This window comes from Jatrophihabitans fulvus, assembly GCF_054781375.1.
In genome coordinates this window covers 9977-36182 of the sequence record NZ_BAAGUN010000004.1, presented here as the reverse complement: position 1 = coordinate 36182, position 26206 = coordinate 9977, and the positions used below count along the sequence as shown (strand labels likewise).

The window sequence follows — 26206 nt, the reverse complement described above, 5'->3', positions numbered from 1 at the left end:
GGCTGTCACGGCCCGGCCGGCTCCGGTTCGAGGGGCGCGAGCAGCCGGTCGCGCAGGCCGGTCGCGCGCGCGATCGGACGGGCCACGCAGGCGAGCACCGACTCGGCGGAACCGACGACGTGCAACGGCCCGATCGCGCGGGTGATCGCTGTGTAGAACGTCTGCCGGGTGGCCAGCGGTGACGCCGCGAGCGGCATCACGACCGTGACGGTGCCGAACTGGCTGCCCTGGGCCTTGTGGACGGTCATGGCGTGCACCGGGCGGACGTCCCCGAGCCGCACCAGCGGCACCCGCCGCACTCCGGCGGCGCTGCGGAAGGCCGCCTCGAGCACGGGGCTGCCGGGTTCGCGGCGCACCACGACCCCGGTGTCGCCGTTGTAGAGGTCGATGTCGTAGTCGTTGGCGGTGACGAGCAGGGGGCGGCCCGCGTAGTGGCCGTCGAGGGCGTACGCGGCCGGGTCGGCGGCGGGATCGCCGGGCTGCGCGGCACCGGGCGCGGCGGGTTCGGGCACGAACCACCGCTGCGCCAGGGCGGTCCAGTGCTCGACCCCGCGCGCCCCCGCCCGGTGCGCGCAGAGCAGGCGGTGGCCGTCGAGGGCGTCGAGCGCGCCCTCGGCGTCGCCGGCCTCGGCCGCGGCCGCGAGCGCGCTCTCGTGCGCGACCACCGAGCGCCGCACCGCCGCGAGCACGTCCGGAGGCACGGGGAGCTCGTCGTCGACCTCGTGGAACACGACGCCCTCGGGCTGCGCGCGCAGGAATGCCAACGTGGCGTCGGCGGCCCCGGAGCGCACGAGCCGCGCCAGCTCGACCCTCGCGCCCGCGGTGCGGCGGACGGTCGTGAGCATCGCGACCGACGAGCGCAGCTCGGCGTCGGCGCGCTGCGGCCGGGTGGCGGACGGCAGGTCGTCGAGCGCGGGGGCGAGCACCTGCCGGAACGTGTCGGTCACCGGCCCGACGTCGTCCGGATCGACGAGGTCGCCGAGCACCGCCCCCGCCTCGACGGACGCCAGCTGGTCGGGATCACCCACCAGCACGAGCCGGGTCGCCGGGGCGAGCGCCTCGACCAGCCGCGCCATCATCGTCAGCGGCACCATCGAGCTCTCGTCGACGACGACCACGTCGTAGGGCAGATGGTGGTCGCGGTCGTGCTTGAACCGGCTCGACGAACCGGGACGCCGGCCGAGCAGCCGGTGCAGCGTGCGCGCGCCGAGCCGGGCGAGCACCGCGCGGTCGGCGGCGTCGAGGGGCCCGGCCGCGGCGTGCACGGCTTCCTCGAGACGCGCGGCGGCCTTGCCGGTGGGGGCAGCGAGCGCGACCCGCAGCGACGGTCCGAGCCGGCGGTGCAGCACCGCGATCAGCTGCGCCACCGTGGTGGTCTTGCCGGTACCGGGCCCGCCCGCGATGACGCTGATGCGTGACAGCGCGGCTACCGCCACAGCCCGGCGTTGATCTGCGGTGCCGGCGTCGGTGAACAGCGAGTCGAGGTCGGCGCGCAGCGCGGCCGGGTCGATGTCGTCGGGACGGTCGGCGCAGCGGCGCAGCAGGTCGTCGGCGACCGCGAGCTCCTGTCGCCAGTAGCGGTCGAGCCACAACCGCGTGCCCACCTGGCGCAGCGGTACCCCGGTGGCCCCCGGGCCACCGCGGACCAGCGGGCTGGCCCGGCAGGCCGCCACCCAGGCGTCGGGATCGGGCCAGGCGAGCGGTTCGTCCGTCGCCCCGGTGTCACCGACGTCGGTGACCGCGGGCGTGTCGGCGCCGGCCTCGTCGGCCTCGGCCGTGATCGTCGATGCGGCGTCGGCGAGATCGAGAACCACGGACCCCTGCCGCGTGCCGCGCACGGTGAGCGCCACGGCGAGCAGCACGCGCTCGTCCTGCTCGCCGGTGAGTGCGCCGAGGCGTTGGGCGACGTGCACGTCGGCGGGGGCGAGCACGCCGGCCCGGTCGAAGGCGGCGAGCAGGCCGTGCGCGCGGGCGGTGTGCAGGCGCCTCACGGGGTCACCCCGCCGGCGAGCAGGTCGGACGTGGCGGTGACCAACGCCGCGGACGGGTGCCACGCGAACACCCCGGGGATGCTGCCGTCGGCGTCGACGACGCCGGGCCCGCACATGCCGCGCAGGAACAGGTACAGCACCCCGCCGAGGTGCACGTCCGGGTCGTAACCCCTCACCCGCCAGCGCAGGAAGCGGTGCAGCGCCACCTCGTACAGCAGCGCCTGCAGCGGGTAGTGGGCGTGCATCATCGCGTCGGCCATCGCGCCGGTGCGGTAGTGCCACGCGGTGAGCGGCTCGGCGAGGTCGCCCAGCCGGTTGGTCTTGTAGTCGACGACGACGAAACGGTCGGCACGGGCGGCACGCACCCGCAGCACGGCGTCGATCGACCCGCCGAGGTACCCGCGCAGCACGCCGTCGCCGAGGGACGGGTCGTCGAGCAGGTCCGGGTACCCGGCGAGCGGGTCCCCGGGGGGCAGGTGCTCGCGCAGCAACCCGGCGACGTCGCGCAGCGTGGCCCGGCCGCGCGGCGTGTCACCGCCGCACAGCGGCAGTTCGAAGTCGAGCTCGCTGAGCCGGTCGGCCGGGGGCAGCTCGGCGAGCGAACGGTCGCCCGCCGGCGGGCCGAGCGGGGTGCGGATCGAGGGCAGCAGCGCCTCGGTCAGCTCGTCGGCGGCGAGGTCGTGACCGCCGGAGCGTTCGATCTGCGCGACGACGAGTGGACGGACCTCCTCGGCGAGGTCGGCGGCCGTGGTGTCGGCGTGCTCGAGCACGGCGTGCACGAGCGTGCCGAAGCCGGTGCCGCCGGGCAGCGCGGCCATCGGCGACGGCACCGCGCGCAGCGGGTCGTCACCCGCCTCGACGGCGGCCGGGGTGTCGGGCTCGTCGTCCTTCTCGACGACCTCGGGCTCGCTGCCGATCACCGGCCCGACCTCGTGCGCCGCGCGGGTGAGCGCGCTGTAGGACGTACGCCGCCACGTCGCGTCGACGGACCGCTCGAGCCGGGCGGCGGCCAGGTGCCCGGGCGCGGTGGCGTCGGACTCCCAGCGCGGTGGCGCGGCGTCGGCGGCGGACGCCGGCGTCACGTGCAGCAGCCCCGGAACGGCGCGCGACACGAGCACCTGCGCGGCGCGGGCCATCGGCGGCACCGTGGCCCGCTCGGGCACTCCCGCGGCCGGGTCGTCGGTGAACAGCAGCCGGTGCAGCGGGGCGCACTCGGAGTTCTTCTGGCTCGGCGCCCACCACGCGATCACGAGCGACTGCGCGCGGGTCATGGCGACGTACAGCAGGCGCAGGTGCTCGCCCGCCAGCTCGGTGCGCGCGCGGCCGCTGCTCTCGGCGAAACCCGGGTTGTCGGACCCGTCGCCACCGACGTCGCGCACCCGGCGCGGGGCGCGCTCGGGCCCGTCGCCCGCGCCGTCGCCCGTGCCGTCCGTGCCGACCGTGCCGACCCTGCCCTCCGTGTCGACCGTGTCCTCCGTGCCCTCCGTGTCGTGGAACAGCGGCACCGCGTCGTCGCGCTGGAACCGGTCCCACTCGAAGGGCACGAACACGACGGGGAACTCGAGACCCTTGCTCGCCCACACGGTGACGATCTGCACCGCGGCGGCGTCGGAATCGAGGCGCCGGCTGCGCTCGACGGTGGTGTCGCGGTGCGATTCGCGCACCCGCCGGCGCAGCCAGTCGAGCAGCGCCGCCAACCCCAGCTGCCCCGACGTGGCAGCCGAGTGCAGCGCCTCGCCCACGTGCCGGATGTCGGTGAGCCGCCGCTCGCCGTCGAGCTGGCCGAGCAGGCGGGCGGGCATCGCCTGGTCACGGCCGACGGCGTCGAGCAGGGCGGCGATGCCCCGCTGCTCGTACACCCGCAGCCAGCGACGCAGCCGCACCCCGAGCCCGTCGACGTCGCCGGTGTCGAGGTCGGCCGCCGTCCACCCGACGAACGGGGTCAGCGCGAGGCGGCGCAGCCGCCCCGTCCGCTGGGGTTGTTCGAGCGCTTCGAGCAGGACGATCCAGTCGGTGCCCGCGGCGGTCTTGAACACGCTGGAGGTGGTGCGGCGGACGGACGGCACGCCCGCCGCCTGCAACGCGTCGTGCACGAGGTCGAGCTGCGCGTTGGTGTCGACGACGACCGCGATGTCGCCGGGTCGTACCGGACGCGGCGCCCCGCCGTCGCGCGGGTGCAAGCGCGCGTCGCCGGACAGCAGCTGCACCGCCCGCGCCACCAGGTCGGTGACGACGGCCTCGCGCATCGGCGTGATCCAGGTCGGCTCGGACCGCACCGCGCGCACCTCGACGGGGGCCGGGCCGGCGTCGGCACCGCTGATGGTGCGGCCCCGGTGGCCCGCCGTGACCGGGTGAACCCGGATGCGGTCGTCGCCCAGCGCCGCCCCGCGGAACAGCGCGTCGAGCCCGCCGAGCAGCTCGGGGTCGCTGCGCCAGTTGTGCGCGAGCGTGGCGTGCTGCCGGGCGAGTGCGGCCGCCGCGAGGTAGGCGTGCACGTCGGCGCCGCGGAACGCGTAGATCGCCTGCTTGGGGTCGCCGATCAGCACCATGGCCGCGTGCTCGTGAAAGGCGGCGCGCAGGATCTCCCACTGCACCGGGTCGGTGTCCTGGAACTCGTCGACCAGCACCACCCGGTACCGCGCCCGCAGCCGCGCGGCGGCGGTGCCGGCGGTCGCGTCGACGGTGAGGGTGCGGTGCAGCCGGGTGAGCAGGTCGTCGAAGGTGAGCAACCGGCGCGCCCGCTTGCGGCGCTCGACCTCGTCACGCACCGCGCCGGCGAAGCGGTGGCGCAGGTCGGCGACGCTGTCGGGCGCGGCACGGCGCGGGACGAGCGCGGCCTGACCGTCGCGCACGACGGCGTGCGCCAGCTCGAGGGCGCCGGCCACGGTGAGCGGGGGCTCCCCGGCGCTGGGACGCGACCACATGCGCAGGTAGAGGTCGTGCACGACCTCTTCGGTGAGGTCGTCGAGGTTGTCGACGAAGGTGGCGTCGTCGTCGACGTCGGCCGCGGTGCCGAGCCCGGCCAGCACCCGGCGGCAGAACTCGTGGGTGGTGGCGACCGTGGCGGAGTCGAAGGCGCCCAGCGCGTCGACGAGCCGGTCGCGCCGCGCCGCCACCTCGCGCGGGTCGGCGGTGGCGAGGTGGCGCAGCAGCGCGTCGTCGCCCGCCGCGGCCGTCGCCGGGTCGGCGAGCGCGTCGCGGGCGGACACCAGCCGGGCCCGCACCCGGTCGCGCAGCTCCTGCGTGGCCGCGCGACCGAATGTCACGACGAGCAGTTCGTCGAGCCGGACCACACCCTCGGCCACGTAGCGGGTGACCAGGCCGGCGATGGTGAAGGTCTTGCCGGTGCCCGCGCTGGCCTCGAGCACCGTCGTGCCGGTGGGCAGCGGGCCGAGCAGGTCGAACTCGCGCGGGCCGGTCACGAGGACTCCGCGGACGCGAGACGCTGCCAGACCCGCATCGCGAGCGCGGCGAAGTCGAGCCCGTCGGGCGCGGGCACCGCCGTGAACGCCTCGAATCCGGCGGACGCACCGAGCACCAGCGCGTGGGCGGCCTCGGCGTTCTCGCCGGGGTAGTCGCGGCCGCGCCACTGCGTCTCGGCCGAGCGCAACGCGGCGTCGTCGCCCTTGTTCGCCAGCATGCGGTCGGCGTAGGCCCACGAGGTCTTCGGGGCGAACGGGAGCGGGGTGCGCAGACCCGCGTCGCGCAGGCCGGCGAGGTCGGTGAGCACGCCCACCGCCTCGGGACGGTCGAGACCGCGGAACACGCACTGCCGGGCGCCGCCGCCGCCGCGTCCCACACACCGCGACTCGATCGTGGCGTCACCGCTCTGCGCCACGAGCGCGAGATAGCGCACCCACGCGCGAAGTCGCTGCTTCGGCCCGAGCGACGAGTAGGAGACGTCGAGCAGCGTGGTGCCGTGCACCCCGCCGACGGTGCCCGTCAGCGTCCGGCCGTCGTCGAGCGGCACCGCGATCTCGACGGAGTGCGGCGGGGTGGCGCGCACCGTCTCGCACCGCAGCAGCAACGCCTCGACGGAGCCGCCGACGGTCTGCAGCAGTCGCTCGCCGATGCGGCCGGGCGGCAGGTCGCCCCGGCGCAGCTCGACCTCGCGACACGCCTCGACGCTCATGCCCCGCAGGCGGTTGCGCAGCAACCGGTCGCCGACGGCCCACGACGGCAGCCCGTCCATGGCCAGGGGCAGCTCGTCGGCCGGTTCGTCGTCGTCCTGCCACGTGCTCACCAGCAGCCGCTGCTGCAGGAACGTCTTCACCGGGGCGACGAGGAAGCCCTCGAGGTCGTCGAGCTCGACGGTGTCGTCGGCGGGGACGGCCGGCAGCGGGGCCGTGACCAGCGCCGGCACCGGACGCCGGTCGTCGAGCGCGGCACGTGCGCCCGCGAGCGCGGCGGTGTCGAACGAGAACGGCACCGGCGCCCCGAGCGCGCCCGGGGTGAAGTTGCGCGCGTCGAACGGCTGCAGCGGGTGCCGGACGACGACGTGGTCACGCGCCGCACCGCCGTCGGGAGCGGCCGCGGCGGCGTCGACGGCATCGAGCAACTCGCCGAGCGGCACGCACGGCGGAACCTCGACCCCGGTGCGCGGATCGGCGCCGGTGTAGGCGATCACCAGGTGCTGCTCGGCGGCGCAGATCGCGTCGAGGAAGAGCTGGCGGTCCTCGCTGCGCACGTCGCGCTCACCGATCACCGGGTCGCGCGCGAGCACGTCGTCGCCGTCGACGACGCCCTGCCGCGGGAAGGCGCCGTCGTCCATGCCGAGCAGGCACACCACCCGGTGCGGCACCGAGCGCATCGGCACGAGCGTGCAGACGGTGAGGGTGCCGGTGCGGAAGCTCGCCCGCGTCGGACGCCCGCTGAGCCGGTGCTCGATCAGCGCGGTCACCTCGGCGCGACTCAACGACACGTCGGTGTCGCCCGCGGCCTCGGCCAGCTCGTCGAGCTCGCGGGTCAGCTGCGCGCCCTGCCAGGCCCGCTCCGGCTCGCCCAGACCGAGCACCGCCTCGGCGAGCAGCGACGCCCACTCACCCACCGGGTGCGGGTGCTCGGCCTCGCGCAGCACCGCGTCGACGCGGTCGACGAACTCCGCGAAGCGTCCGACGAGGTCGATGGCGCCGCTGTCGACGTCGTCGAGCGGCAGCACGTCACCGAGCCAGCGGTCGTCCTCCTCGAGCGCGACGCCCACGAGCATGCGGTCGACGGCGCGGCGCCACGTGCCCTGCTCGAGGTTCTCGAGACCGTAGGGCGCCCGGTGCCGGGCATCGAGGCCCCACCGGGCGTTCGCCGCGGCGGTGCGGTCGCGCAGTTCCTCGATCTCGTCGTCGCCGAAGCCGAAGCGCGCGCGGACGGGCGCGGACCCGGCGAGGTCGAGCAGCTGCGAGGCCGTCACCCGGTGTGCGCCGAGCTCGAGCAGCTGCGCGAGCAGCGCGAGCATGGGGTTGGTCTGCTGCAGGTCGCGGTCGGCGAGCCGGACCCGCAGCTGCGCGGCCGGGTGGCCGCCCGGCTCGTCGGTCATGCCGAAGCTCGCCGCGACGAGCGGTGCGAACACCTCGACGTCGGGACACATGATCACGATGTCGCGCGGCTCGAGCGTCGGGTCGTCGCGCAGCAACCCCAGCACGATCTCGCGCACGACCTCGACCTGTCGGGCCGGACCGTGGCAGGCGTGCACGGTCAGGCTGCGATCGTCCGCCGCGATCGGGACGCGCGTCGTCGGCACGTCGTCGTCGGCGAGCCCGCGCTGCAGCCGGCCGAGCAGCGTGGCCGGCGGCGGCGGCATCGGGTGGTGCAGGTCGCCGCCGGCCGCGCCGGCCACCAGCACCTGCAGCTCGCGCACGTCGCGGCTCAGCGAGCGCAGCAGCGGGTGCCGCACGGCCGGGCCCGTCGGGTCGTCGCGGCGCGGCCCGGGCACCGCGCCCGTCGCCGCGACCGCACGCCACAGCGCCGGGGACGGGTGGTGCAGCCACAGATGCACGTCGCGCCGGGCCGCGAGGGCCGTGAGCACCCCCACCCGGGACGGTGAGAGGCGCGTCAGGCCGAAGACCGATACCCGCCCGGGCAGCTCGACCGCGGCGGAATCGTCCCGAAGTCGCGCGCAGGCGGCGTCGAGCAGCTCGGCGGGGGACGGCCCCAGCTGCTCGCGCAGCAGCCGCCACAGCCGGGCCTGCCAGAGCAGGTCGGGCGGCAGGTCGGCGGGCTCGCCGTCGCGCCAGCCCCGCAGCATCGCCGGACGGGACCGCCCATAGCGCTCGACGTGGCGGGCGAGCGTGCTGGCGACCGCGAATCGGCGGCCCTCGCCCGCGCTCAGGTGCGCCGCGAGCGGGGCCGCCCACGTCTCGTGGCGCACCTCGTCGACGATCGCCATCAGCGGCCAGACGGCGCGCAGCGGAGACCAGCTCTCGACCGCGTCGGCGTAGGGCCCGTGCGCCGCTGCCGCCGCCCGGTCGAGCACCTCGGACGAGTTCGGGAAGCGGACGTTCGCGCAGACACCGTCGCCCTCCGGGCCGGCGCCGAGCACGTGGCTGAGCCGCTGCGCCAGCCACCGCTCGACCCCGCGGCTGGGCACGGCGACGACCTCGGGGACGAACGGGTCGCCCGCCGGTTCGGCGAGCACGTCGGCGAGCGCGTCGACCAGCCGGTCGGCGCGCTCGCTGCGGTGGATCACGAGCCCGGGCACGGGCACATCATGGTCGACGGCGCCGACAGTTCCGCCGGACGGGCGCTACTTCGTGGGCGGGTCGTCCTGGCCGCGGCGGCGAAGGCGTTCGAGCGTGGCGCCGATGGCCTCGTCGCTGGGCGAGGCGGCCTCGGAGTTGGCCTTCTGCAGTTCGAGCCAGACCTCTTCGCGGTGGACCGCGAGCGACCGGGGCGCCTGGATGCCGATCCGCACGGCGTCGCCGCGCACCTCGATCACCGAGATCACGATGTCGTCGCCGACGACGACGTTCTCGCCGGCCCGCCGGGTGAGGATCAGCACCCGCCCAATGTACGGGTCGCAGCGAGGTTCGGGCGGAGGGAGCGGCCGGTGGCGTCAGGCCGCGGGCAGCAGCGGCTCGTGCATCGACAGGCTCTCGTCGTCGAGCACGACCTGCATCGCGGTGCCGCCGCCGATGGGCCTGACGATGGGGGCGCGCAGGTTCGCGGTCGCGTCGCGCAGGTCCGACGGGACGGTCAGCACGAGCAGGCAGTCGAGAGTGGCGTCCTCGTCGACGTCGAGCGCGCTCGCGACGGCCGCTCCCAGCTCGGGGGCGTAGTCGGGGAAGAAGCAGGCGGACGGGGTCAGCACGAACCGCAGCTGCGGGTCGCGCACCGACCGCATCGCCCACAGGACGCCGTCCGCGTCGATGCGGCTCAGCACGAAGTCGAGTTCGCCGTCGAAGCCGGGAAGCGGTTCGACGAGGCGGATGACCTCGGCGGGGTCGGCGGGAAGTTCGCCGGTCCGCTCGGACGCCTGCTGCGAAGGGGTGAGCACGCTGGTCACGATGGTTGTCCTCTCGAAGGTCAGCGCAGGAAGTCGAGCAGCGACTGGCGGTTGACGGTGGCGGTGGTCTGGATCGCCGCGTTGTAGGCGAGGTTGGCGGCGGCCGTCTGGATGGCGGCCTCGGCGGGATCGACGCTGACGATGTCGGTCAGCCGGGTCTTCAGGGCGGCGTCGGTGGACAGCCGCGCGGACAGACCCGTCTGCACCTGCTGGTAGACGGTGCCGGCCGCGGCCTGCGCGGTGCTGACCCGCTTGACCGCGGTGTCGATGGTGTCGAGGTCCGATCCCGAGAGCGGGGTGCCGGCGCGCAGGGCGGCGGCGAGATCGGACAACTGCTGGAACACGTCTGTCGCTCCTGACCCGAACACGTCGGTGCCGACCGCCCCGACCTCGACGACGGTGTGCGCCCCGACCTGGCGCTGGTCGCTGCCGGCGTTGCCGACGTAGGCACCCGAGGCGTCGTACGCGACGTCGCCGTCGGTCGTGCCGCCGAACACCGGCTGGCCGTTGAACGTGGTGTTGGCCAGCGACAGCAGGGTCGAGCGCAGCCCGTCGAACTGCTGCGCGAGGGCGGAGTTCGCAGTGGCGTCCGTGGTGCCGCTGTTCAGCGCCTGGACGACGAGCGTGCGCGCGCTCTGCAGCACCGACACGCTCTGCGAGTAGGCCGAGTCGGCGGTCGAGAGCCGGGCGAGCGCGTCGCGGCCGGCGGACGTGTACTGCCCGCTGCGCGAGAGCTCCGAGCGCAGCGCCATCGCGGTGACGGTGCCCTCCGGGTCGTCCGACGCGGTGGTGATGCGCTTGCCGGACGACAGCTGGTTCTGCACGACGGCCAGGCGTTGCGCGGCCGCCTGGATGTTCGCGATCGAGGCCGTGGTGGCGCTCATGGTGGTGACCCTCATGCGCGTCCCACCAGCCCGGTGTGGTTGATCAACGTGTCGAGCATGCTGTCGATCGCGGTCAGCACCCGCGACGACGCGTTGAACGCCTGTTGGTAGACGAGCATGTTCGCGGCCTCCTCGTCGAGACTGACGCCGGACGTCGCGGCCTTGAGCTTGTCGACGTAGTTGGTGACGGCGCCCTGCGTGTCCGACTGGCGCGCGGCGGCGGCCGCGGCCGAGCCGACGGTGCCGACGAGGGCGTTGAACGTCGAGTCGGGTCCACCCGGACGGGTGCCGTACTGCGACACGAGCCGGGCGTTGCCGGTGTCGCGACTGCCGCCGGCGACGGACGCTGCCGCGACGCCCTTCGGGTCGGTGAGCACGACCTGGATGCCGGCCGCGCCGGAGCCGCCGAACATCGCCGCGCCCGGGTTGCCGTCCGCGTCGTACCCGGAGGTCTGTGCGGCGTTGACCGTGGCGGACAGCGCGTCGGCGACCGCGTCGAGTGACGTGCGGTACGCCGGCAGGGTGGTGGTGAGCAGCGTCGAGCGCGCGGCCATGCTGCCGGACGACACCGTGACGGCGACGCCGTCGACGGTGACGTTCGCGCCCGCGTCGACGGACACGGTGGCGGCGGTGACGCCGGAGACGAGCTGGGCGCCGCCGAGCGTGACGGACGCGGTGCCGTCGGGCTGGATGGTCGCGGTGGCGCCGGACAGCGACGAGAGGCTGTCGAGCAGCGAGTCGCGGCGATCGAGCAGCGCGTTCACGTTCGCGCCGGTGGCGTTGCCGACGGCGATCTGGCCGTTGACCTCGGCCAGTTGCGACGCGGCCGTCGTCACGGTGCCGGCGTCGCGGCCCAGTGCCTGGGACGTGCTCGCGGCCAGGTCGTCGAGTGCGGAGGCCATCGTGTTGAGGGTCGCCGCCACCGCGCCGGCGTCGCGCAGCAGCACGCTGCGGGCGGCGCCGCCGTTGTCGGTGGTGAGCGTGCCCCAGTCGTTCCAGAAGGTGTCGAGCTGGGAGGCGAGGCCGGTCTCGCTCGGCTCGCCGAGGATCGAGCCGACCGCGTCGAGTGCCGCCGACGTGGTGTCGGCCAGGCTGCTCTTCGCGTGCTCCCCGCGGACCCGCGCGTCGAGCACGAGGTCGGTGCTGCGGGAGGTGCCGGCGATCGTCACTCCGGCGGGGGTCCCCGAGCCCGAGTGGATGCTCGCGATGGGCTTGAGTTCGGCAGTGGCGAGCTGCGGCGTCTGCCGGGTGTAGCCGGGCGTGGACACGTTGGCCATGTTCTCGGCGACCACCGACAGTCCGTAGCGCGCAGCGGCGAGCCCGGACGATGCCTGGTTGATCCCCGCGAACCAGTTGCTCACGGCCCTCACGCCTGCCGATCGAGCAGCATGGGTCCCGGGTCCGGGCGTCCGCCCGGTCCGAGACCGCCGTCGGGACGGTGGCCGGAGGTGGCCGAGCGGGCCCGCTCGAGGGTGTCGCGGGCGATGTCGGCGCCGGTGTGCAGCAGCCGGCGGTTCTCGGCGGTGACGGCGCCGATCTCGGACGCGAGCTCGCGCAGCGCCTCGCGGTGCTCGCCCAGCACGGTGTCCCAGGGCTCCTCCGCCGCACGGGCGAGGTCCTCCAGCGCGGCGTCCGACGGCAGTCCGACGGCCCAGGCGTACTCGTGGGTGACGACGGCGCGCTGCAGTTCGCAGGCGGTCACCTCGTCGACCGCGGCGCGCACCTGTGCGTCGGCGGCGGAGATCCACCGGATCCCCCCGGACGCGAGCAGCAGCTGCTGGCAGGTGAGCGCGTAGAGCAGCTGCTCGAGCAGCTCGCGCTCGCGCCACAGCACGGCTGCGAGCGCACCCGGGGTGACGGGCCCGGGTCGACCGGGGTCGCCGGGGAGGTCGCTGTTCGGCATGTCCCTGGTATCGGCAGGGCGGGGCCGGACCTGAGTGCCGACGTGCGGCTTTTCTCCCGTCACGCGCCCGACGTCATGCCTCACGCGTTCCGTAAGCGCCTTCGGCGTGCGTATTCCGGCCAGTGCTGACGCACCACGGCCATGAGGGACCAACGTCCCGATAATTCACCTGGTTCTTACATCGCCCTTGTCGGCTCATCAAACGCTGTGCTTACATCCACCTAACGCGAATCTCACATCGGCAGGGGTGCAGGTGAGATCCGCTCGACGGGGGTCGAACAACGTCAGCACGACGCCGGTGAGGGGAACCCACCGGCCGATCCTCAGGAGTCCCGCGTGTCGAACCTGGCCGAAGCCGCCGTCACCGAAAGCGCTGCCGGAACCATCCCGGACGCCGCCCGCACCGTCACCGACATCGACACGCTCGTCCGGACCCACCTGCCGCTCGTCGGGCACATCGTGCGGGAGACGCTGACCCGGCTCCCCTCCCACATCTCGCGCGACGACCTCATCTCCGCCGGCATGTACGCCCTCGCGGCCGCCGCGAAGAGCTTCGACACCTGCCACGGCGTGGGCTTCGGCAGCTACGCCGCCATCCGCATCCGCGGCGCCATCACCGACGAGCTGCGCAGCCGCGACTGGGCCAGCCGCTCCGTCCGCGGCAAGGCCCGTGAGCTCGAGCAGGTGCGCAACAGCCTGGCCGGCGCCCTGAACCGCACGCCGACCCGCGACGAGATCGCCACCACGATGGGCGTCTCGACCCGCGAGCTCGACGCCATCGACTCCGACGTGCACCGCGCGTCCGTCCTGAGCCTGCAGGCCCTGCCGGTCGCCGATCCGGACGACGTCGTGCCCGCCGCGACAGACTCCCCCGAGACGACGCTGCTGCGTCGCGAGCAGCTCGGCTACCTGCACGACGCCGTCGCCGAGCTGCCCGAGCGGCTGCGCACCGTGATCGTCGGGCACTTCGTCGAGCAGCGGCGCATGGTCGACATCGCCGCCGACCTCGGTGTCACCGAGTCGCGGGTGTCCCAGCTGCGCTCCGAGGCCCTCAAGATGCTGCGCGCCGGCATGAAGGCCGCCGAGGCGTCCGACACGCCCGCCAAGGACGCGGAAGAGTCGGGCACCGTCTTCGCCGCCCGGCCGATCACCGACCTCTCCACCGTCCGCCGCGCCCGCACCGCCGGGACCGCCGCGTACTACGCCGCCGTCGCCGGCCGCTCGACGCTCGCGCAGCGTCTGGGCGCCACCAACGTGCACGGCGAGCCCACCCGGCCGCTGGCCGCCCCGGTCGAAGCGTGACGGACGGGGCTCGCGGAAATCTCTGATTTCCGCTCAAGTCCCGCGCACGACGGCCGATACCAAGAACGACCGATCCACGGACGGATCGGCAGCCCACCCCGGGCACTCCAGGGACTCTGTTTGGGAGGCAGACAATGAGTCTTCGCATCAACACCAACGTGGCCGCGCTCAACGCCTACAACAACCTGTCGGCGAACCAGAGCAAGCTCGAGAGCTCCTTCGGTCAGCTCTCGTCCGGCCTGCGCATCAACAAGGCGGCCGACGACGCGTCCGGTCTCGCCATCAGCCAGGGCCTGACCAGCCAGATCAACGGCCTGACCCAGGCGGTCAGCAACGCCAAGGACGCCACCAACGTCGCGCAGATCGCGGACGGCGCCCTCGGCACCTCGCAGGACATCCTGCAGCGCATGCGCACCCTCGTGGTGCAGGCGTCCAACACCGGTACGCAGGACTCCGACTCGCTCGGCGCCATCCAGTCCGAGATCAAGTCCCTGGGCGACCAGCTCGACAAGATCTCGAACCAGACCGCGTTCGGTGGCAAGAAGCTGCTCGACGGCTCGTACGACGGCACCTTCCAGATCGGCGCCAACGGCGGCGAGACCGTGAAGCTCACGCTCTCGACGGACTTCAAGGCCTCCACCCTCGGGGTCGACAACACCGCCATCGACGTCACCGCGTCCGGCTTCGACAGCTCGGCCGCACTGACCGCGATCGACGACGCCATCAAGACCGTCTCGTCCTCGCGGGCGGACATCGGCGCCGTGCAGAATCAGCTGTCCTACACGCTGACCAACCTGCAGACCGCGATCACGAACGTCAGCGCGTCCCGCTCGAACCTGACCGACGCCGACCTGGCGACGCAGGTGACCCAGATGACCCAGCAGCAGATCCTGACCAACGCGGCGACGTCCGTGCTGGCCCAGGCGAACTCGGCCCCGCAGGCCATCCTGAAGCTGCTGCAGTAGGAACCGCACGTCCGGCACCGGGCCGCGTGACCTCGAACGGGGGGCACGCGGCCCGGAACCGGTTCCCGGCAACGGCGCGAGCGAGAGAGGGGAGCGACGATGGCGACCGGCAGCATCAGTGTGACCGGCCTGCTCGGCGGTACGGCCGGCAAGATCGACGTCCCGTCCCTGATCTCGTCGCTCATGCAGGCGCAGTCGGTCCCGCAGAACCTGCTCAAGGACCAGCTGTCGAGCGTCAACGACAAGCTCACCGCCTACCAGTCGATCAACACCCGGCTGGCCGCCGTGCAGACCGCGGCCCGCGCTCTCACCGGCGCCACCTCGGCGGCGGTGTGGCAGGCGGGCACCGCGAGCTCCTCGTCCCCCTCCGTGTCGGCCACCGCCGGACCGGGATCGGCGGTCGGCAGCACCACGTTCGACGTCGTCCGCCTCGCCGCGGCCCAGGTCTCGACGGTGCAGCCCGCCGCCGACGGCACCGTCGTGTCCGACCCGGACGCCGGCATCGTCGTCGTCTCCGGTGACGGCACCGCGCACCAGATCGACCTGACGTCCGGATCGGCGTCGTCGGTCGCGTCGGCCATCAACTCCGCCGGCGTCGGTGTGCGCGCCGCGGTCGTGCAGACCGACCAGGGTCCGGTTCTCCAACTCTCGTCCGCCCGCTCGGGCGCGGCCAACGGGTTCAGCGTCATGGGACTCGACACCGCCCCCCAGCAGCTCGTCGCCGCCTCCGACGCCCAGGTGCGTGTCGGCGGCGCGTCCGGGTACACGGTCAGCAGCTCCAGCAACACCTTCACCGGCGTCATCCCCGGCGTCTCGTTCTCCGTCGGCGCGGTGGCCAACGACGTCTCGGTCTCGGTCACGCAGAACACGTCGGCGATCTCCGACGCGGTGAAGGCGCTCGTGACCGCGACCAACGCCGCCCGCACCGAGCTCGGCGGCTGGTCCGGCAAGGGCGGGCTGCTGCAGGGCGCCGGTGACGTGCGCTCGACGCTCACGTCGCTGGGTTCGCTGGTGAGCCGCGGGACGGGTTCGGGCGGCAGCCTGGCCCAGTACGGCATCACCGTCGACAAGACCTTCGCGATCGCCTTCGACGCCGACGTGTTCGCCAAGGCGTACGCGGCCGACCCGGACGCCACGCAGGCCGCGATCGCGGGATCGTTCGCCGCACAGGCGGACGTCGTGTCGACCGCGGCGATCGACACGACGACGGGCAGCATCTCGCAGACCATCACGGGCCTGCAGGGCACCGGCAGCCGGCTGTCGAAGGAGATCGACGGCTGGACGGCCAAGCTCGCCGACATCAAGGACGCCCTGACGGCGAAGTACACCACCATGCAGACCGCCCTCGCGCGGCTGCAGTCGCAGCAGACCTACCTGACGTCGATGTTCAACAGCATGAACGGCTCGCAGGACGCGAGCTCGTAGTAGCCACGGAGGGCACCTTGGACACCATCAGACAGCGCTTCCTGCAGGACCGCGTGCTCACCGCGAGCCCTGCCCAGCGCGTCGTCATGCTCTACGACCGGCTCGGCCTCGACCTGGCCCGCGCGACCGCGGAGGCCACCGAGCCCGTCGAGCGCGCCGCGTCCCTCTCGCACGCCTCGCAGATCGTCGCCGAGCTGGCCGGCAGCCTCGACCTCACCGCCGGCGGCCCCGCCGAGAACCTCGCGGCCCTGTACGGCTGGATGCTGCGCGAGATCGTCGCCGCTCCCGCCGACGGTCCGGTCGAGTCCCTGATCGCCGTGGCCGACAGCGTGCGCTCCCTGCGCGCGGCCTGGGCGACCGTCGCCCTGTCCGCCGCCTCGCCCACCCCCGCCTCGTGGACCGCGTGACGGGACCATGACGCCGGTGACGTCGTCGTCGTGGCAGATCTGGAACGACCTGCTCACCACCATCGAGCTCGACCAGGACCGCACCGCCGCGTTGCTCCACCCCTCCGGTGAGACGTCGCGCGGCGGTGACGGGTCCGCCGACGACCCGTACTGGACGCTGCGTCCGGTGCCGCCCGCACTCGACGGCATGCTGCCGCCGCTGTCGCAGATGCCGCCGGTGCCCGTGGAGTTCGCCCCGCGCGTGCGCGCCCTGGCGCAACGGGCCGCCGAGCTGCAGATCGCGGTGCAGGCGACCCTCGACCGGATGCGGGCGGCGGTCGTGTTCGCGCAGCCGGCGGTCGCGGGCGACGGACCGCACTTCCTCGACGTCGCGGGCTGAGGAGCGCCCGCGATCGGTGCGGTTGCGTCCGAAAACGGACCACGAAGATCGCTCAAGTCGGCCGCGCGACGGCCGATTGACACGGGTGAGCACGGATCGCTCGCCCCCGCCGACGGATCGGCGCCCTCTCCGCCCGGAGGTCCGTCGTGCTCGACGACGTCACGTCGCTCACTCTGCGCACCGCGCTCGCGGGTCTGTCGCAGCGCCAGCAGACGACGGCGAACAACATCGCGAACGTCGAGACGCCCGGCTTCCTCGCCTCCCAGGTCGACTTCGAGAACAGCCTCGCCACCGCCGTCGCCAACAACGACCCGGGCAGCGCGCGGACGTCCGTCGTCGGCACCGGTGACGCCACCGGCCAGAACGGCAACAACGTCAGCCTCGAGCGCGAGATCGTCACCGCGACGAAGACGACGCTGCAGGAGCAGCTGATCGCCAACGCGATCACCACCAAGTTCTCGTACATCTCGTCGGTACTGAAGGGCTGACGCGGATGTTCAACTCGATCGACACGGCCGGCACCGGCCTGACCACGTACCACACGTGGATCGACACCATCGCCAACAACATCGCGAACGTGAACGACACGGCGCCGACGAACGGCCAGGTCTTCCAGCAGCGTTACGTGCAGGCCCAGGAGCTCGACGGGCACGACGGCGTCACCGTCGCGAACGTCGCCCCCGAGGCCGGCAACGGCGACGTCGTCTACGACCCCAACAACCCGATCGCCGACGGCAACGGGATGGTGCGGCGCGCCAACGTCAACCTCGGCGAGCAGCTCGGCGACATGATCGCCGCCCAGCGCGCGTTCCAGGCGAACGCCAACGTCGTCGACCGCGCGAAGCAGGTCTACGAGGCGGCCATCGCGATCGGCAAGGGCGTCTGACGATGACCATGCCCATCGGTGCGGTTCCTGCCGTCCCCTCGCTGTCGTCGGTGACCCCGGCGACCTCCGCCGCGTCCACTCCTGCGGCGTCCGGCGCCTCGGGCGCCGACTTCGCCGGCGCCCTTGGCAAGGGGCTCGACGCCGTGTCCAACGCGCAGTCGACCGCTGACAACCTCGCGATCCAGGCCGCGACCGGTCAGTCGATCGACCCGGCGACCTACACCGTCGCCGCCACGCAGGCGCAGCTGATGACGCAGCTCGCCTCGACCATCCAGAGCAAGGCCGTCACCGCCTTCAACACGATCATGGGGATGCAGGCGTGAAGCAGGACCTCAAGACACAGGTCGTCGAGTTCGGCAAGCAGCGCTGGGCCGACTTCCGCGGCTTCAGCCCGGGACAGAAGGCCGTCACGGTCGTCGCCGTGCTGGCGCTCGCGATCGGCGGTTACCTGCTGGCGACGTGGAAGTCGGACCCCACGTACTCCCCGCTCTACTCGAACCTCGCCGCGAGCGACGCGAGCGCGATCGTCGGCAAGCTGGACGACAAGGGCATCCCCTACAAGCTCACCGACGGCGGCGCCGGCATCAGCGTCCCCGCCGACCAGGTCGACAGCGCGCGGCTCGCGGTGAGCGCGTCGGGGCTGCCGAACTCGGGGCAGACGGGGTACGCGCTGCTCGACAAGCAGGGCGTGACGACGTCGCAGTTCCAGCAGCAGGTCAACTACCAGCGCGCGGTCGAGGGCGAGCTGGCCCGCACCATCCAGTCGATCGACGGCGTCGAGTCGGCGTCGGTGCACCTCGCCATCCCGCAGGACGACGTCTTCAGCGACAACAGCACCCGTCCGACCGCGGCCGTGCTGCTCGGCGTCGCGCCCGGCACGACGCTCACGACCTCGCAGGTGCAGTCGGTCGTCAACCTGGTCAGCTCGAGCGTCACCGGCATGAAGGCCGGCGACGTTACGGTGTCGGACTCCAACGGCAACGTGCTGTCGGCACCCGACACCGGCGTGAGCGGCACCGTGAACGCCGACACCCAGGCGCAGCAGACGCTGGCCTACAACAACCGGGTCGCGGCCAGCATCCAGGCGATGATCGACACCTCGCTCGGCCCGGGCCACGCGAAGGTCATGGTCAACTCGACGCTCGACTACGACAAGTCGACGACGCGCACGAACAAGTACGTCTACGACAAGAACACCCCGCCGGTGTCGCAGTCGGAGACGAAGGAGAAGTACACCGGCGCGGGCGCGGGCGCCGGCGGCACGCTCGGCAGCGGCGCCGCCGTCGACACCAACGGCACGAACGGCACGGGGAACGGCAAGGGCAACTACACCAACACCTCGAAGACCGTGAACAACGCCCTCGGCACGATCTCGAACACCACCGAGGCCGCGCCGGGCGGTCTGAAGAACCTGCACATCGCCGTCGTGCTCGACCGCAACGCGAAGGGCCTCGACCCCACCGCGATCACGAACCTCGTCAAGTCCGGCGTCGGCTACAGCGCCGCGCGCGGCGACTCGTTCTCGCTGCAGACGCTCCCCTTCAACACCGCCGCGGCGACGGCGGCCACGCAGGCGGCCAAGGCGGCCGCGGCGGCGGCCGCCCAGCAGAAGGCGCACGAGGAGATGGTGTCGCTCATCAAGCAGGGCGCCTTCGCCGCGCTGTTGCTGGCGATCGTCCTCGGCACCTGGCTCGCCTCGCGTCGCCGCCGCAAGGCCCGCAAGCCCGTGCCCGCTCCGGTCGACGACGACCCGGAGCTGCTCGACGAGCTCATGCCAGAACCCGAGCCCGAGCCGCAGCGCGACCGTGCCGTCCGCGCCTCGGACTCCGAGCACGCCGCCGAACGCCGCCGCCAACTCGTCCTCGCCGCCGACAACCGTCCGAGCGAGGTCGCCCACCTGCTGTCCGGATGGCTGAGCCCCACCGGATCCGGAAGGGAGAACTGACATGACCGTCCTCGCCTTTCCCGTCGCTCCCGACATGGAGCTGCCGGAGACGCCGTCGCCGGCCGCGCTGCTGACCCCGCGCCAGAAGGCCGCGGTGCTCGTGCTGCAGCTCGGCAAGGACGAGTCGGCGCGCGTGCTGGCCGAGCTGACCGAGGCCGAGCTCGAGGGCCTCTCGATCGAGATCGCCCGGCTCGGTCACGTGTCGTCCGCCGTGGCCGCCGCCGTGCTCGACGAGTTCTCCGCCATGCTCGACGAGGCCGGCCTCGGGCCGTCCCACGGCGGCATGGACGCGGCGATGAACATGCTCACGGCGTCGGTCGGCCACGAGCGCGCCATGGCGATCGTCGACCGCGTCGCCCACAACTTCGTGGCGAGCCCGTTCGCGTTCCTGCAGAAGCTCGACCACCGGCAGATCGTGTCGTTCCTCGCCGACGAGCACCCGCAGACGATCGCGCTCGTGCTCGCGCACCTGCCCGCCGGTGTCGCGGCGCCGATCCTCGCCGGGCTCACCCGCGACCTGCAGGCCGACGTCGCGCACCGCATCGCCGTCATGGACCGCACCTCGCCCGAGCTCATCCGCCAGGTCGAGTCCAGCCTCGAGCGCCGGCTGTCGTCGATGGGGGTGCGCTCGGACCTGTCCACGGTCGGCGGTCTGCGCCCGCTGGTCGACATCATCAACCGCGCCGACCGCAGCACCGAGAAGCTCATCATCGAGGGCCTCGAGAAGTTCGACAGCGCCCTCGCCGACCGCGTCCGCGGCCAGATGTTCATGTTCGAGGACATCGTCGGCCTCGAGGACCGCGCCGTGCAGCTCGTCGTCCGCCAGGTGCCGGTCAACGAGCTCGCCACCGCGCTCAAGGGCGTCTCCGACCCGGTGCGCGACAAGGTCATGCGGAACATGTCCGAGCGCTCGGCGCAGAACCTGTCCGACGAGCTCGACGTGCTCGGCCCGACACGGGTCCACGTCGTCGAGGAGGCGCAGGCCGCGGTCGTCCGCGTCATCCGGCAGCTCGAGGAGTCGGGCGAGATCACGGTCGGACGGGGGGACGAGGATGCCTTCGTCGCCTGAGCTGGTCGAGGCCGCACCCGAGGTCGCGCTGCCGCGCTGGGAGGCCCTCGAACTGCGCGCCGGTGCGCCCGCGCTGTCGCGCGCCGCGTTCGAGGCCGCCTTCCCCACCTCGCCGGCCACGGGCCCGGCACGCACCGAGTCGTTCGTCGTCTCGTCGACCGCAGCCGTGCCCGAGGCGGTGCTGGCGGACGCCCGCCGCGCCGCACGCTCGGCCGGCTACGCGGACGGCTACGCCCACGGCGCCGGGGTCGCCCGGCTGCGCGCCGAGGCCGAGGCCGCCGCCGAGCAGGCCCGTTGCGAGCGGGCCGCCGCGCTCGTCCGCGCCGAGGCCGAGCGCGCGCTGCAGGCCGTGCACCAGGCCCAGCGCGAGCTCGCCGGACGCACCGCCGTCACGCTCGCCGACGTCGAGCACCTCGTGCTCGACACCGCGTTCCGCATCGCCGAACAGATCGTCGGACGGTCGGTCGCCGACGACCCGCAGCGCGGCCGCTCCGCCGTCGCCCGCGCGCTCGCGCTCGTGCCCGAGGGGCACGACGAGGTGACCGTCGCGCTGTACCCGGACGACCTGGCCGCGCTGACCGCGGCCGGCACCACCCCGCCCGAGGGCGTCCGCCTCGTCGCCGACCCCTCCCTCGCACCCGGCGACGCGATCGCGACCGCCGACGCCACCACCGTGGACGCGCGCATCGCCGCCGGCCTCGCCCGCGTGCGGGAGGTGCTCGGCCGATGACCGCCGCACTGCAACGGCTCGACGCCGGTATCGCCGAGGCGCTCGCCGCGGCCCGTCCGGTCGTCGTCGGACGGGTGTCGGAGATCCGCGGTCTCTCGGTCACCGTCGGCGGGCTCGCCGCCCGCGTGGGCGACCTCGTCACCGTGCGCACCGACGCCGGCGGCGAGATCCCCGCCGAGGTCGTCGCCGTTCAGCTCACCGCGAAGGGCCGGCTCGCCACGTGCCTGCCCCTCGGCCCGCTCGCCGGCATCGCCGCGGGCGACGAGGTCGTCGCGACCGGCGGTCCGATGACGGTGCAGGTCGGGTCCGAACTGCTCGGCCGCGTGCTCGACGGGCTGGGCCGGCCCCTGGACGGCTCGCGCCTGCCGCGGGGCATGGCCACCGTCGGGCTCGAGAGCACGCCGCCCAGCGCGATGGACCGCGCCCGCGTCGACACCGCACTGCCCACGGGCGTACGCGCGATCGACACGCTCACCCCCGTCGGACGGGGACAGCGGCTCGGCATCTTCGCCGGCAGCGGCGTCGGCAAGTCGAGCCTGCTGTCGATGCTCACCCGCGGCACGTCCGCCGGGGTCACCGTGCTGGCCCTCATCGGTGAGCGCGGCCGCGAGGTGCGCGAGTTCCTCGAGGACGACCTCGGTCCCGAGGGCCTGCGCAACGCGGTCGTCGTGGTGGCGACCTCGGACCAGCCGCCGATGGTGCGGCTGCGCGCCGCCTTCGTCGCGACCCGGATCGCCGAGTGGTTCCGCGACGGCGGCGAGGACGTGCTGCTGCTCATGGACAGCGTCACCCGGCTCGCTCTCGCGCAGCGCGAGATCGGCCTCTCGGCCGGCGAACCGCCCACCACGCGCGGCTACCCGCCCTCGGTGTTCGCGATGCTGCCGCGGCTGCTCGAGCGCGCCGGCGCCGGCACGGTCGGCACGATCACCGGGCTGTACACCGTGCTCGTCGACGGTGACGACCACAACGAGCCGGTCGCCGACGCCGTCCGCTCGATCCTGGACGGGCACCTGGTGCTCGACCGCGGCCTCGCCAACGCCGGCCACTTCCCGGCCGTCGACGTGCTGCAGTCGGTGTCGCGCGTCGCCGGTGCCGTCACCACGGCCCCGCAGCGCGAGCTGCTGCGCGAGGCCCGGCGTCTCATCGCGGCCCGCCGCGACGTCAAGCCACTGGTCGAGATCGGCGCCTACGTCGCCGGCACGAATCCCGACGCCGACCGCGCCCTCGGGGTGTGGCCCGCCATCGAGGCGGTGCTGCGGCAGGACCTGCACGACCTCACCCCGGCGGACCGCGCCTGGGACGCGCTCGCCGCCGCCGTCGGAGGTCACGCGTCGTGAGCCCGCAGTGGATGAGCCACCTGGTGCGTGCCCGGCAGTCGCAGGAGGACACCGCCAGCCGCCGGCTCGCGTTCGCGCGCCGCGCGCAGGCACGGGCGCAGGACCGCGCCCGCGCCGAGGCCGACCGCGTCGCCGACCTGAACCGTCGCCTGGCCGCGGCCGACGCCGGCGCGTTCGTCGCCGCGGCGGCGGCCGCGCAGGCTGCCGCCGCCACCCACTCCGTCGCCGTCGGCGAGGCCGCGCAGGCCGACGCGTGGGTCGTCGAGCGCGAACGCGAGCTCACCGAGGCCGCCGTCGCCCGCCAGGTCGCGGAGGAGCTGCGCGACCGCGCCGAGACGCAGGAGCGGGTCGCCCGGGCCGGGGCCGCGCAGCGCGAACTCGACGAGATCGCGACCGCCCGCCACCAGCGCCTGCACGGGAGCCGGCCGTGACCGCCCCGGCGCAGATCGGCGCGATCATGTCGATCACCGCGCGCATCCAGAGCATCGAGACCGGCATCCGCGCGCTGTCGCCGGCCGCCACAGCACCCGGCACGAGCGCGGCGGCGTTCGCCTCCACGCTCGCCGCGACGTCGGCCTCGGCGGCGGCGTCCGCCACCGCGACGCAGCCGGCCGCGGGCGGCACCGCGACCGGTGACGCGGTCGTGGCGCAGGCGAAGACCTACCTCGGCGTCCCGTACGTCTGGGGTGGCGAGACGCGCGAGGGCGGCATGGACTGCAGCGGTCTCGTGCAGACCACGTTCAAGGACCTGGGCATCGACCTGCCCCGCACCGCCGCCGAGCAGCAGGACGTCGGCACTCCCGTCGCGTCGCTCGCCGAGGCCCGCCCCGGCGACCTCGTGTTCTTCGGCGACCCGGCGCACCACGTCGCCATCTACGCCGGCAACAACCAGATCGTCGAGTCGCCCGAACCCGGCAAGACCGTGCGCGTCACCTCGCTCTACGACACCCCGACGAGCATCCGCCGCATCGTCGGGACGGACGGCGCTGCGGGTGTCGCCGGCGTCGCCGGTACCGCGCCGGTCGCCGGCACCGGCGCGACCCTGCCCGCCGGGGTCTCGCCCGCCGTCGCGGCGTACGCGACGCAGTTCGCCGCCGCCGAGCGCGCCAACGGGCTGCCCGCAGGTCTGCTCGCCGCCGTCTGCAACCAGGAGTCGGGTGGAAATCCCAACGCGGTCAGCCCGGCGGGTGCCCAGGGCCTCATGCAGCTGATGCCCTCGACCGCGGCCGGCATGGGCGTGAACGCGTTCGACCCGAACCAGGCCATCCAGGCCGCGGGCAAGATCCTGTCGCGCAACCTGAACGAGTTCGGCACCGTGCCGCTCGCGCTGGCCGCCTACAACGCCGGCGCCGGTGCGGTGCAGCAGTACGGCGGCATCCCGCCCTACGAGGAGACGCAGAACTACGTGCGCCGCATCATGTCCGTCTTCGGGGGCACAGGATGACCGGCCCGCTGCTCTCCCTGCCGAACCCGGGCCCCGCCGTGCCCGGCAGCGCCCTCGCACGTCCGGACGCGGTCGCGGCCCTCGCACCCGGCCACGACTTCCCGGGCCTGCTCGCCGACCTGCTCTCCGGCGCCACCCCGGGCGACGCGCAGCCGCCCCTGGCGACGTCGGTCACGCCGGCACCCGGACCCGTCGCGTCGCCGCGCGGGAGCTCCCCGCTCGACGCCGTCCGCCCCGATCTCACCGGCGCCGCGGCCGCCCCACGGTTGTCGGTCGCCGCGCCGACGGTGCGGCCCACCGCCGCCGATCCCCGTCGCGGGGCTTCGCCCGCCGCGGACGCGACCGGGGACGCGGATCCCGCCGTGACGGCTGTCGTCGCCACGGACACCGCGACCCGTCCGGACGCCCCTGGCGCGGACGGAGCGGACGCAGCGGACAGCACCACGGACGCCGGCGGGTCGTCGCCCGCCGCCGTCGACACCGCGCTCGCCACCACGGCGCTCGCCACCGAGTCCCCCACGGCGCTGCCCGTCGCCCCGCTCACCACACAGCCCATCCCGCCGGCGACAGGGGCAGCCGCCCAGGTCACCGGGACGGTGGCCGCCACCGGTGGCACGCTGCCGGCACCGGCCGCGACGGTCACCCCGTCGTCGGGTCCGGCAGTTGCGGGAGCGCCCGGTGCCGCCGCACCCACGACCTCGCGCGCCGTGACCGCGGACGCCCCTGCACTCCCCACCACCGGCGCGGCCGCACCGGCCCCGGGCGCGCGCGCCTCCGAGGCTCTCGCGACCACCCCCGCCACTCCCGGCCCGCCCGCCGGCGCCGGCACCGGCACGGCGAGCGCAGGCAGCGTGGACCCCCGTACCGCGACCGTCCACGTCCTTGCGACCGGCACCACGACCGGCACCACGACCGGCACCCCGACCGGCACCACGGTCGACACCTCGTCGGCCACGGCGTCCGGCACGGTGCTCCTGCCGGGCACGACGTCCCGGGCCATCCCGGCGGATCGCCGTCCGCACGACCTCGACGCCGGCACCGCACCGACGCCCGCGTCCGCGCTGCCGGCCGACACGGACGTCGTGTACCTGCCGACACCGGCCGCGACCGTCCCCGTCGCCGCGAGCACCCCCGCGGTCCCGGCGATGTCGGCCGCCGGCGCGACGACGGCGTCCGCCGCGGCCCGCGCCGAGCAACCGCAGCCCGAGCTGGCGTCCGCGATCACCCGCCTGGGTCGCGGACCGGAGGGCGTCCGCTCGCTGGAGGTGCAACTGCACCCGGCCGAGCTCGGCGCGGTGCACGTGCGCGTCGCGATCCACGCCGGCCGTCTCGACGTCACCGTCGCCTGCGCCGACCCGGCGGCCCGCGACGCCGTCACCGCGGCGCTGCCGTCGCTGCACCGCGACCTGGCGCACCTCGGCACCGTCGAGGTCGTCGGCCGGCAGCAGACCGCGCCGGACACGTCCGCGGACCAGCAGTCGCGCGGGCAGCAGCGCGAAGAACGACCCGACCCGGAGCCGCGGCGCGAGCACCGGCCCGACGACCAGTTCTCCACCTACCTCACCGGGAGCGCCCGATGACCAGTCCCGTCACCGGTGTCACCGGCACCGGCAACGTCCCCGGCACGACACCCACCCAGCAGACGCCGACCGCACCCGGCGGCAGCCTGCTCGACCCGCAGGCGTTCCTTCAGCTGCTCGTCGCGCAGCTGAAGTACCAGGACCCCACCAACCCGACCGACACGTCCACCTTCATGAACCAGACGGCGATGCTCAGCCAGGTGCAGACGATGAACTCGATGTCGTCGACATTGAGCGAACTCGCGCAATCGCAGCAGGTCCAGTCGGCGACGTCGATGATCGGCAAGCAGATCACCTACACCGACGCGAACGGCGCCACGGCGTCGGGCGTGGTCAGTAGCGCCAACCTCGCCCCCGGCGGGGCGACGTTGCTCGTCGGCACCACGACCGTCCCCATCGCGAAGGTCGTCAGCGTCACCCAGCCCACCACCACCACCGCCACCACCCCCTGATCCCCCGCATCA

24 protein-coding genes are annotated in these 26206 nt (G+C 74.1%); 16 read left to right on the top strand and 8 right to left on the bottom strand.

Annotated features, from left to right (window positions below; genetic code table 11):
* Positions 1–5: 5 nt before the first annotated feature.
* Genes recD through ACYVP9_RS14370 form a run of 8 tightly spaced genes read right to left on the bottom strand, consistent with a single transcriptional unit; the run spans position 6 to position 12273 of the window.
* The gene (gene recD, locus ACYVP9_RS14405; protein WP_460605588.1) at positions 6–1991 is read right to left on the bottom strand and encodes an exodeoxyribonuclease V subunit alpha; all 1986 of its coding nucleotides are present in this window, start codon (positions 1989–1991) and stop codon (positions 6–8) included.
* The gene (locus tag ACYVP9_RS14400) at positions 1988–5413 is read right to left on the bottom strand and encodes an exodeoxyribonuclease V subunit beta (RefSeq protein ID WP_460605587.1); all 3426 of its coding nucleotides are present in this window, start codon (positions 5411–5413) and stop codon (positions 1988–1990) included. The genes recD and ACYVP9_RS14400 overlap by 4 nt, the downstream gene beginning before the upstream one ends.
* Complete coding sequence (gene recC / locus ACYVP9_RS14395) at positions 5410–8682, bottom strand: exodeoxyribonuclease V subunit gamma (RefSeq protein WP_460605586.1); 3273 nt, start codon at positions 8680–8682, stop codon at positions 5410–5412. Before recC ends, ACYVP9_RS14400 begins: the two co-directional genes overlap by 4 nt.
* A 45-nt stretch (positions 8683–8727) precedes the next feature.
* Positions 8728–8982 (bottom strand): carbon storage regulator, encoded by a 255-nt coding sequence (csrA, locus tag ACYVP9_RS14390; RefSeq protein WP_460605585.1) that lies wholly within the window; start codon positions 8980–8982, stop codon positions 8728–8730.
* A 54-nt stretch (positions 8983–9036) separates the two neighbouring features.
* Entirely contained in the window at positions 9037–9486 is a 450-nt protein-coding gene (fliW, locus tag ACYVP9_RS14385; protein ID WP_460605584.1) for a flagellar assembly protein FliW, read from the bottom strand.
* Between the two features lie 20 nt (positions 9487–9506).
* Complete coding sequence (gene flgL / locus ACYVP9_RS14380; RefSeq protein WP_460605583.1) at positions 9507–10370, bottom strand: flagellar hook-associated protein FlgL; 864 nt, start codon at positions 10368–10370, stop codon at positions 9507–9509.
* A gap of 11 nt (positions 10371–10381) precedes the next feature.
* Complete coding sequence (gene flgK, locus ACYVP9_RS14375) at positions 10382–11731, bottom strand: flagellar hook-associated protein FlgK (RefSeq protein WP_460605582.1); 1350 nt, start codon at positions 11729–11731, stop codon at positions 10382–10384.
* A gap of 5 nt (positions 11732–11736) precedes the next feature.
* Positions 11737–12273: a flagellar protein FlgN gene (locus ACYVP9_RS14370; RefSeq protein ID WP_460605580.1), complete on the bottom strand. Its 537-nt coding sequence runs from the start codon at positions 12271–12273 to the stop codon at positions 11737–11739.
* Positions 12274–12609: 336 nt separating this feature from the next.
* On the opposite strand from ACYVP9_RS14370, the gene ACYVP9_RS14365 reads away from it, so the two are divergent.
* From ACYVP9_RS14365 to ACYVP9_RS14290, 16 genes are all read left to right on the top strand, one after another.
* Complete coding sequence (locus ACYVP9_RS14365) at positions 12610–13575, top strand: sigma-70 family RNA polymerase sigma factor (RefSeq protein WP_460605579.1); 966 nt, start codon at positions 12610–12612, stop codon at positions 13573–13575.
* Between the two features lie 134 nt (positions 13576–13709).
* The gene (locus ACYVP9_RS14360) at positions 13710–14540 is read left to right on the top strand and encodes a flagellin N-terminal helical domain-containing protein (RefSeq protein WP_460605578.1); all 831 of its coding nucleotides are present in this window, start codon (positions 13710–13712) and stop codon (positions 14538–14540) included.
* A 99-nt stretch (positions 14541–14639) separates the two neighbouring features.
* Entirely contained in the window at positions 14640–15965 is a 1326-nt protein-coding gene (gene fliD, locus ACYVP9_RS14355; protein ID WP_460605577.1) for a flagellar filament capping protein FliD, read from the top strand.
* Positions 15966–15982: 17 nt separating this feature from the next.
* Positions 15983–16372, top strand: a complete 390-nt coding sequence (locus tag ACYVP9_RS14350; protein WP_460605575.1) for a flagellar export chaperone FliS — start codon at positions 15983–15985, stop codon at positions 16370–16372.
* Positions 16373–16388: 16 nt separating this feature from the next.
* Positions 16389–16751 carry a hypothetical protein gene (locus ACYVP9_RS14345; protein ID WP_460605574.1) on the top strand — a complete coding sequence of 121 codons (363 nt, stop codon included), beginning with the start codon at positions 16389–16391 and terminating at the stop codon, positions 16749–16751.
* Between the two features lie 146 nt (positions 16752–16897).
* A complete protein-coding gene (locus tag ACYVP9_RS14340; protein ID WP_460605573.1) occupies positions 16898–17239 on the top strand; it encodes a flagellar basal body rod protein FlgB in 342 nt (113 codons plus the stop codon).
* 5 nt (positions 17240–17244) lie between these two features.
* Positions 17245–17637 carry a flagellar basal body rod protein FlgC gene (locus ACYVP9_RS14335; RefSeq protein WP_460605572.1) on the top strand — a complete coding sequence of 131 codons (393 nt, stop codon included), beginning with the start codon at positions 17245–17247 and terminating at the stop codon, positions 17635–17637.
* A gap of 2 nt (positions 17638–17639) precedes the next feature.
* Complete coding sequence (locus ACYVP9_RS14330) at positions 17640–17960, top strand: flagellar hook-basal body complex protein FliE (protein ID WP_460605571.1); 321 nt, start codon at positions 17640–17642, stop codon at positions 17958–17960.
* Positions 17957–19582 (top strand): flagellar M-ring protein FliF, encoded by a 1626-nt coding sequence (gene fliF / locus ACYVP9_RS14325; RefSeq protein WP_460605570.1) that lies wholly within the window; start codon positions 17957–17959, stop codon positions 19580–19582. The genes ACYVP9_RS14330 and fliF overlap by 4 nt, the downstream gene beginning before the upstream one ends.
* A gap of 1 nt (position 19583) precedes the next feature.
* Positions 19584–20651 (top strand): flagellar motor switch protein FliG, encoded by a 1068-nt coding sequence (gene fliG, locus ACYVP9_RS14320; protein ID WP_460605569.1) that lies wholly within the window; start codon positions 19584–19586, stop codon positions 20649–20651.
* On the top strand, positions 20635–21381 hold the full coding sequence (locus tag ACYVP9_RS14315) for a FliH/SctL family protein (protein WP_460605568.1): 747 nt from the start codon (positions 20635–20637) through the stop codon (positions 21379–21381). The genes fliG and ACYVP9_RS14315 overlap by 17 nt, the downstream gene beginning before the upstream one ends.
* Positions 21378–22718, top strand: a complete 1341-nt coding sequence (locus ACYVP9_RS14310; protein WP_460605566.1) for a FliI/YscN family ATPase — start codon at positions 21378–21380, stop codon at positions 22716–22718. Before ACYVP9_RS14315 ends, ACYVP9_RS14310 begins: the two co-directional genes overlap by 4 nt.
* Entirely contained in the window at positions 22715–23149 is a 435-nt protein-coding gene (locus ACYVP9_RS14305) for a hypothetical protein (protein ID WP_460605565.1), read from the top strand. Before ACYVP9_RS14310 ends, ACYVP9_RS14305 begins: the two co-directional genes overlap by 4 nt.
* Positions 23146–24162: a transglycosylase SLT domain-containing protein gene (locus ACYVP9_RS14300; RefSeq protein ID WP_460605564.1), complete on the top strand. Its 1017-nt coding sequence runs from the start codon at positions 23146–23148 to the stop codon at positions 24160–24162. The genes ACYVP9_RS14305 and ACYVP9_RS14300 overlap by 4 nt, the downstream gene beginning before the upstream one ends.
* The gene (locus ACYVP9_RS14295) at positions 24159–25742 is read left to right on the top strand and encodes a flagellar hook-length control protein FliK (RefSeq protein ID WP_460605563.1); all 1584 of its coding nucleotides are present in this window, start codon (positions 24159–24161) and stop codon (positions 25740–25742) included. Before ACYVP9_RS14300 ends, ACYVP9_RS14295 begins: the two co-directional genes overlap by 4 nt.
* On the top strand, positions 25739–26194 hold the full coding sequence (locus ACYVP9_RS14290; protein WP_460605562.1) for a flagellar hook assembly protein FlgD: 456 nt from the start codon (positions 25739–25741) through the stop codon (positions 26192–26194). Before ACYVP9_RS14295 ends, ACYVP9_RS14290 begins: the two co-directional genes overlap by 4 nt.
* The last annotated feature ends 12 nt before the right edge of the window (positions 26195–26206 follow it).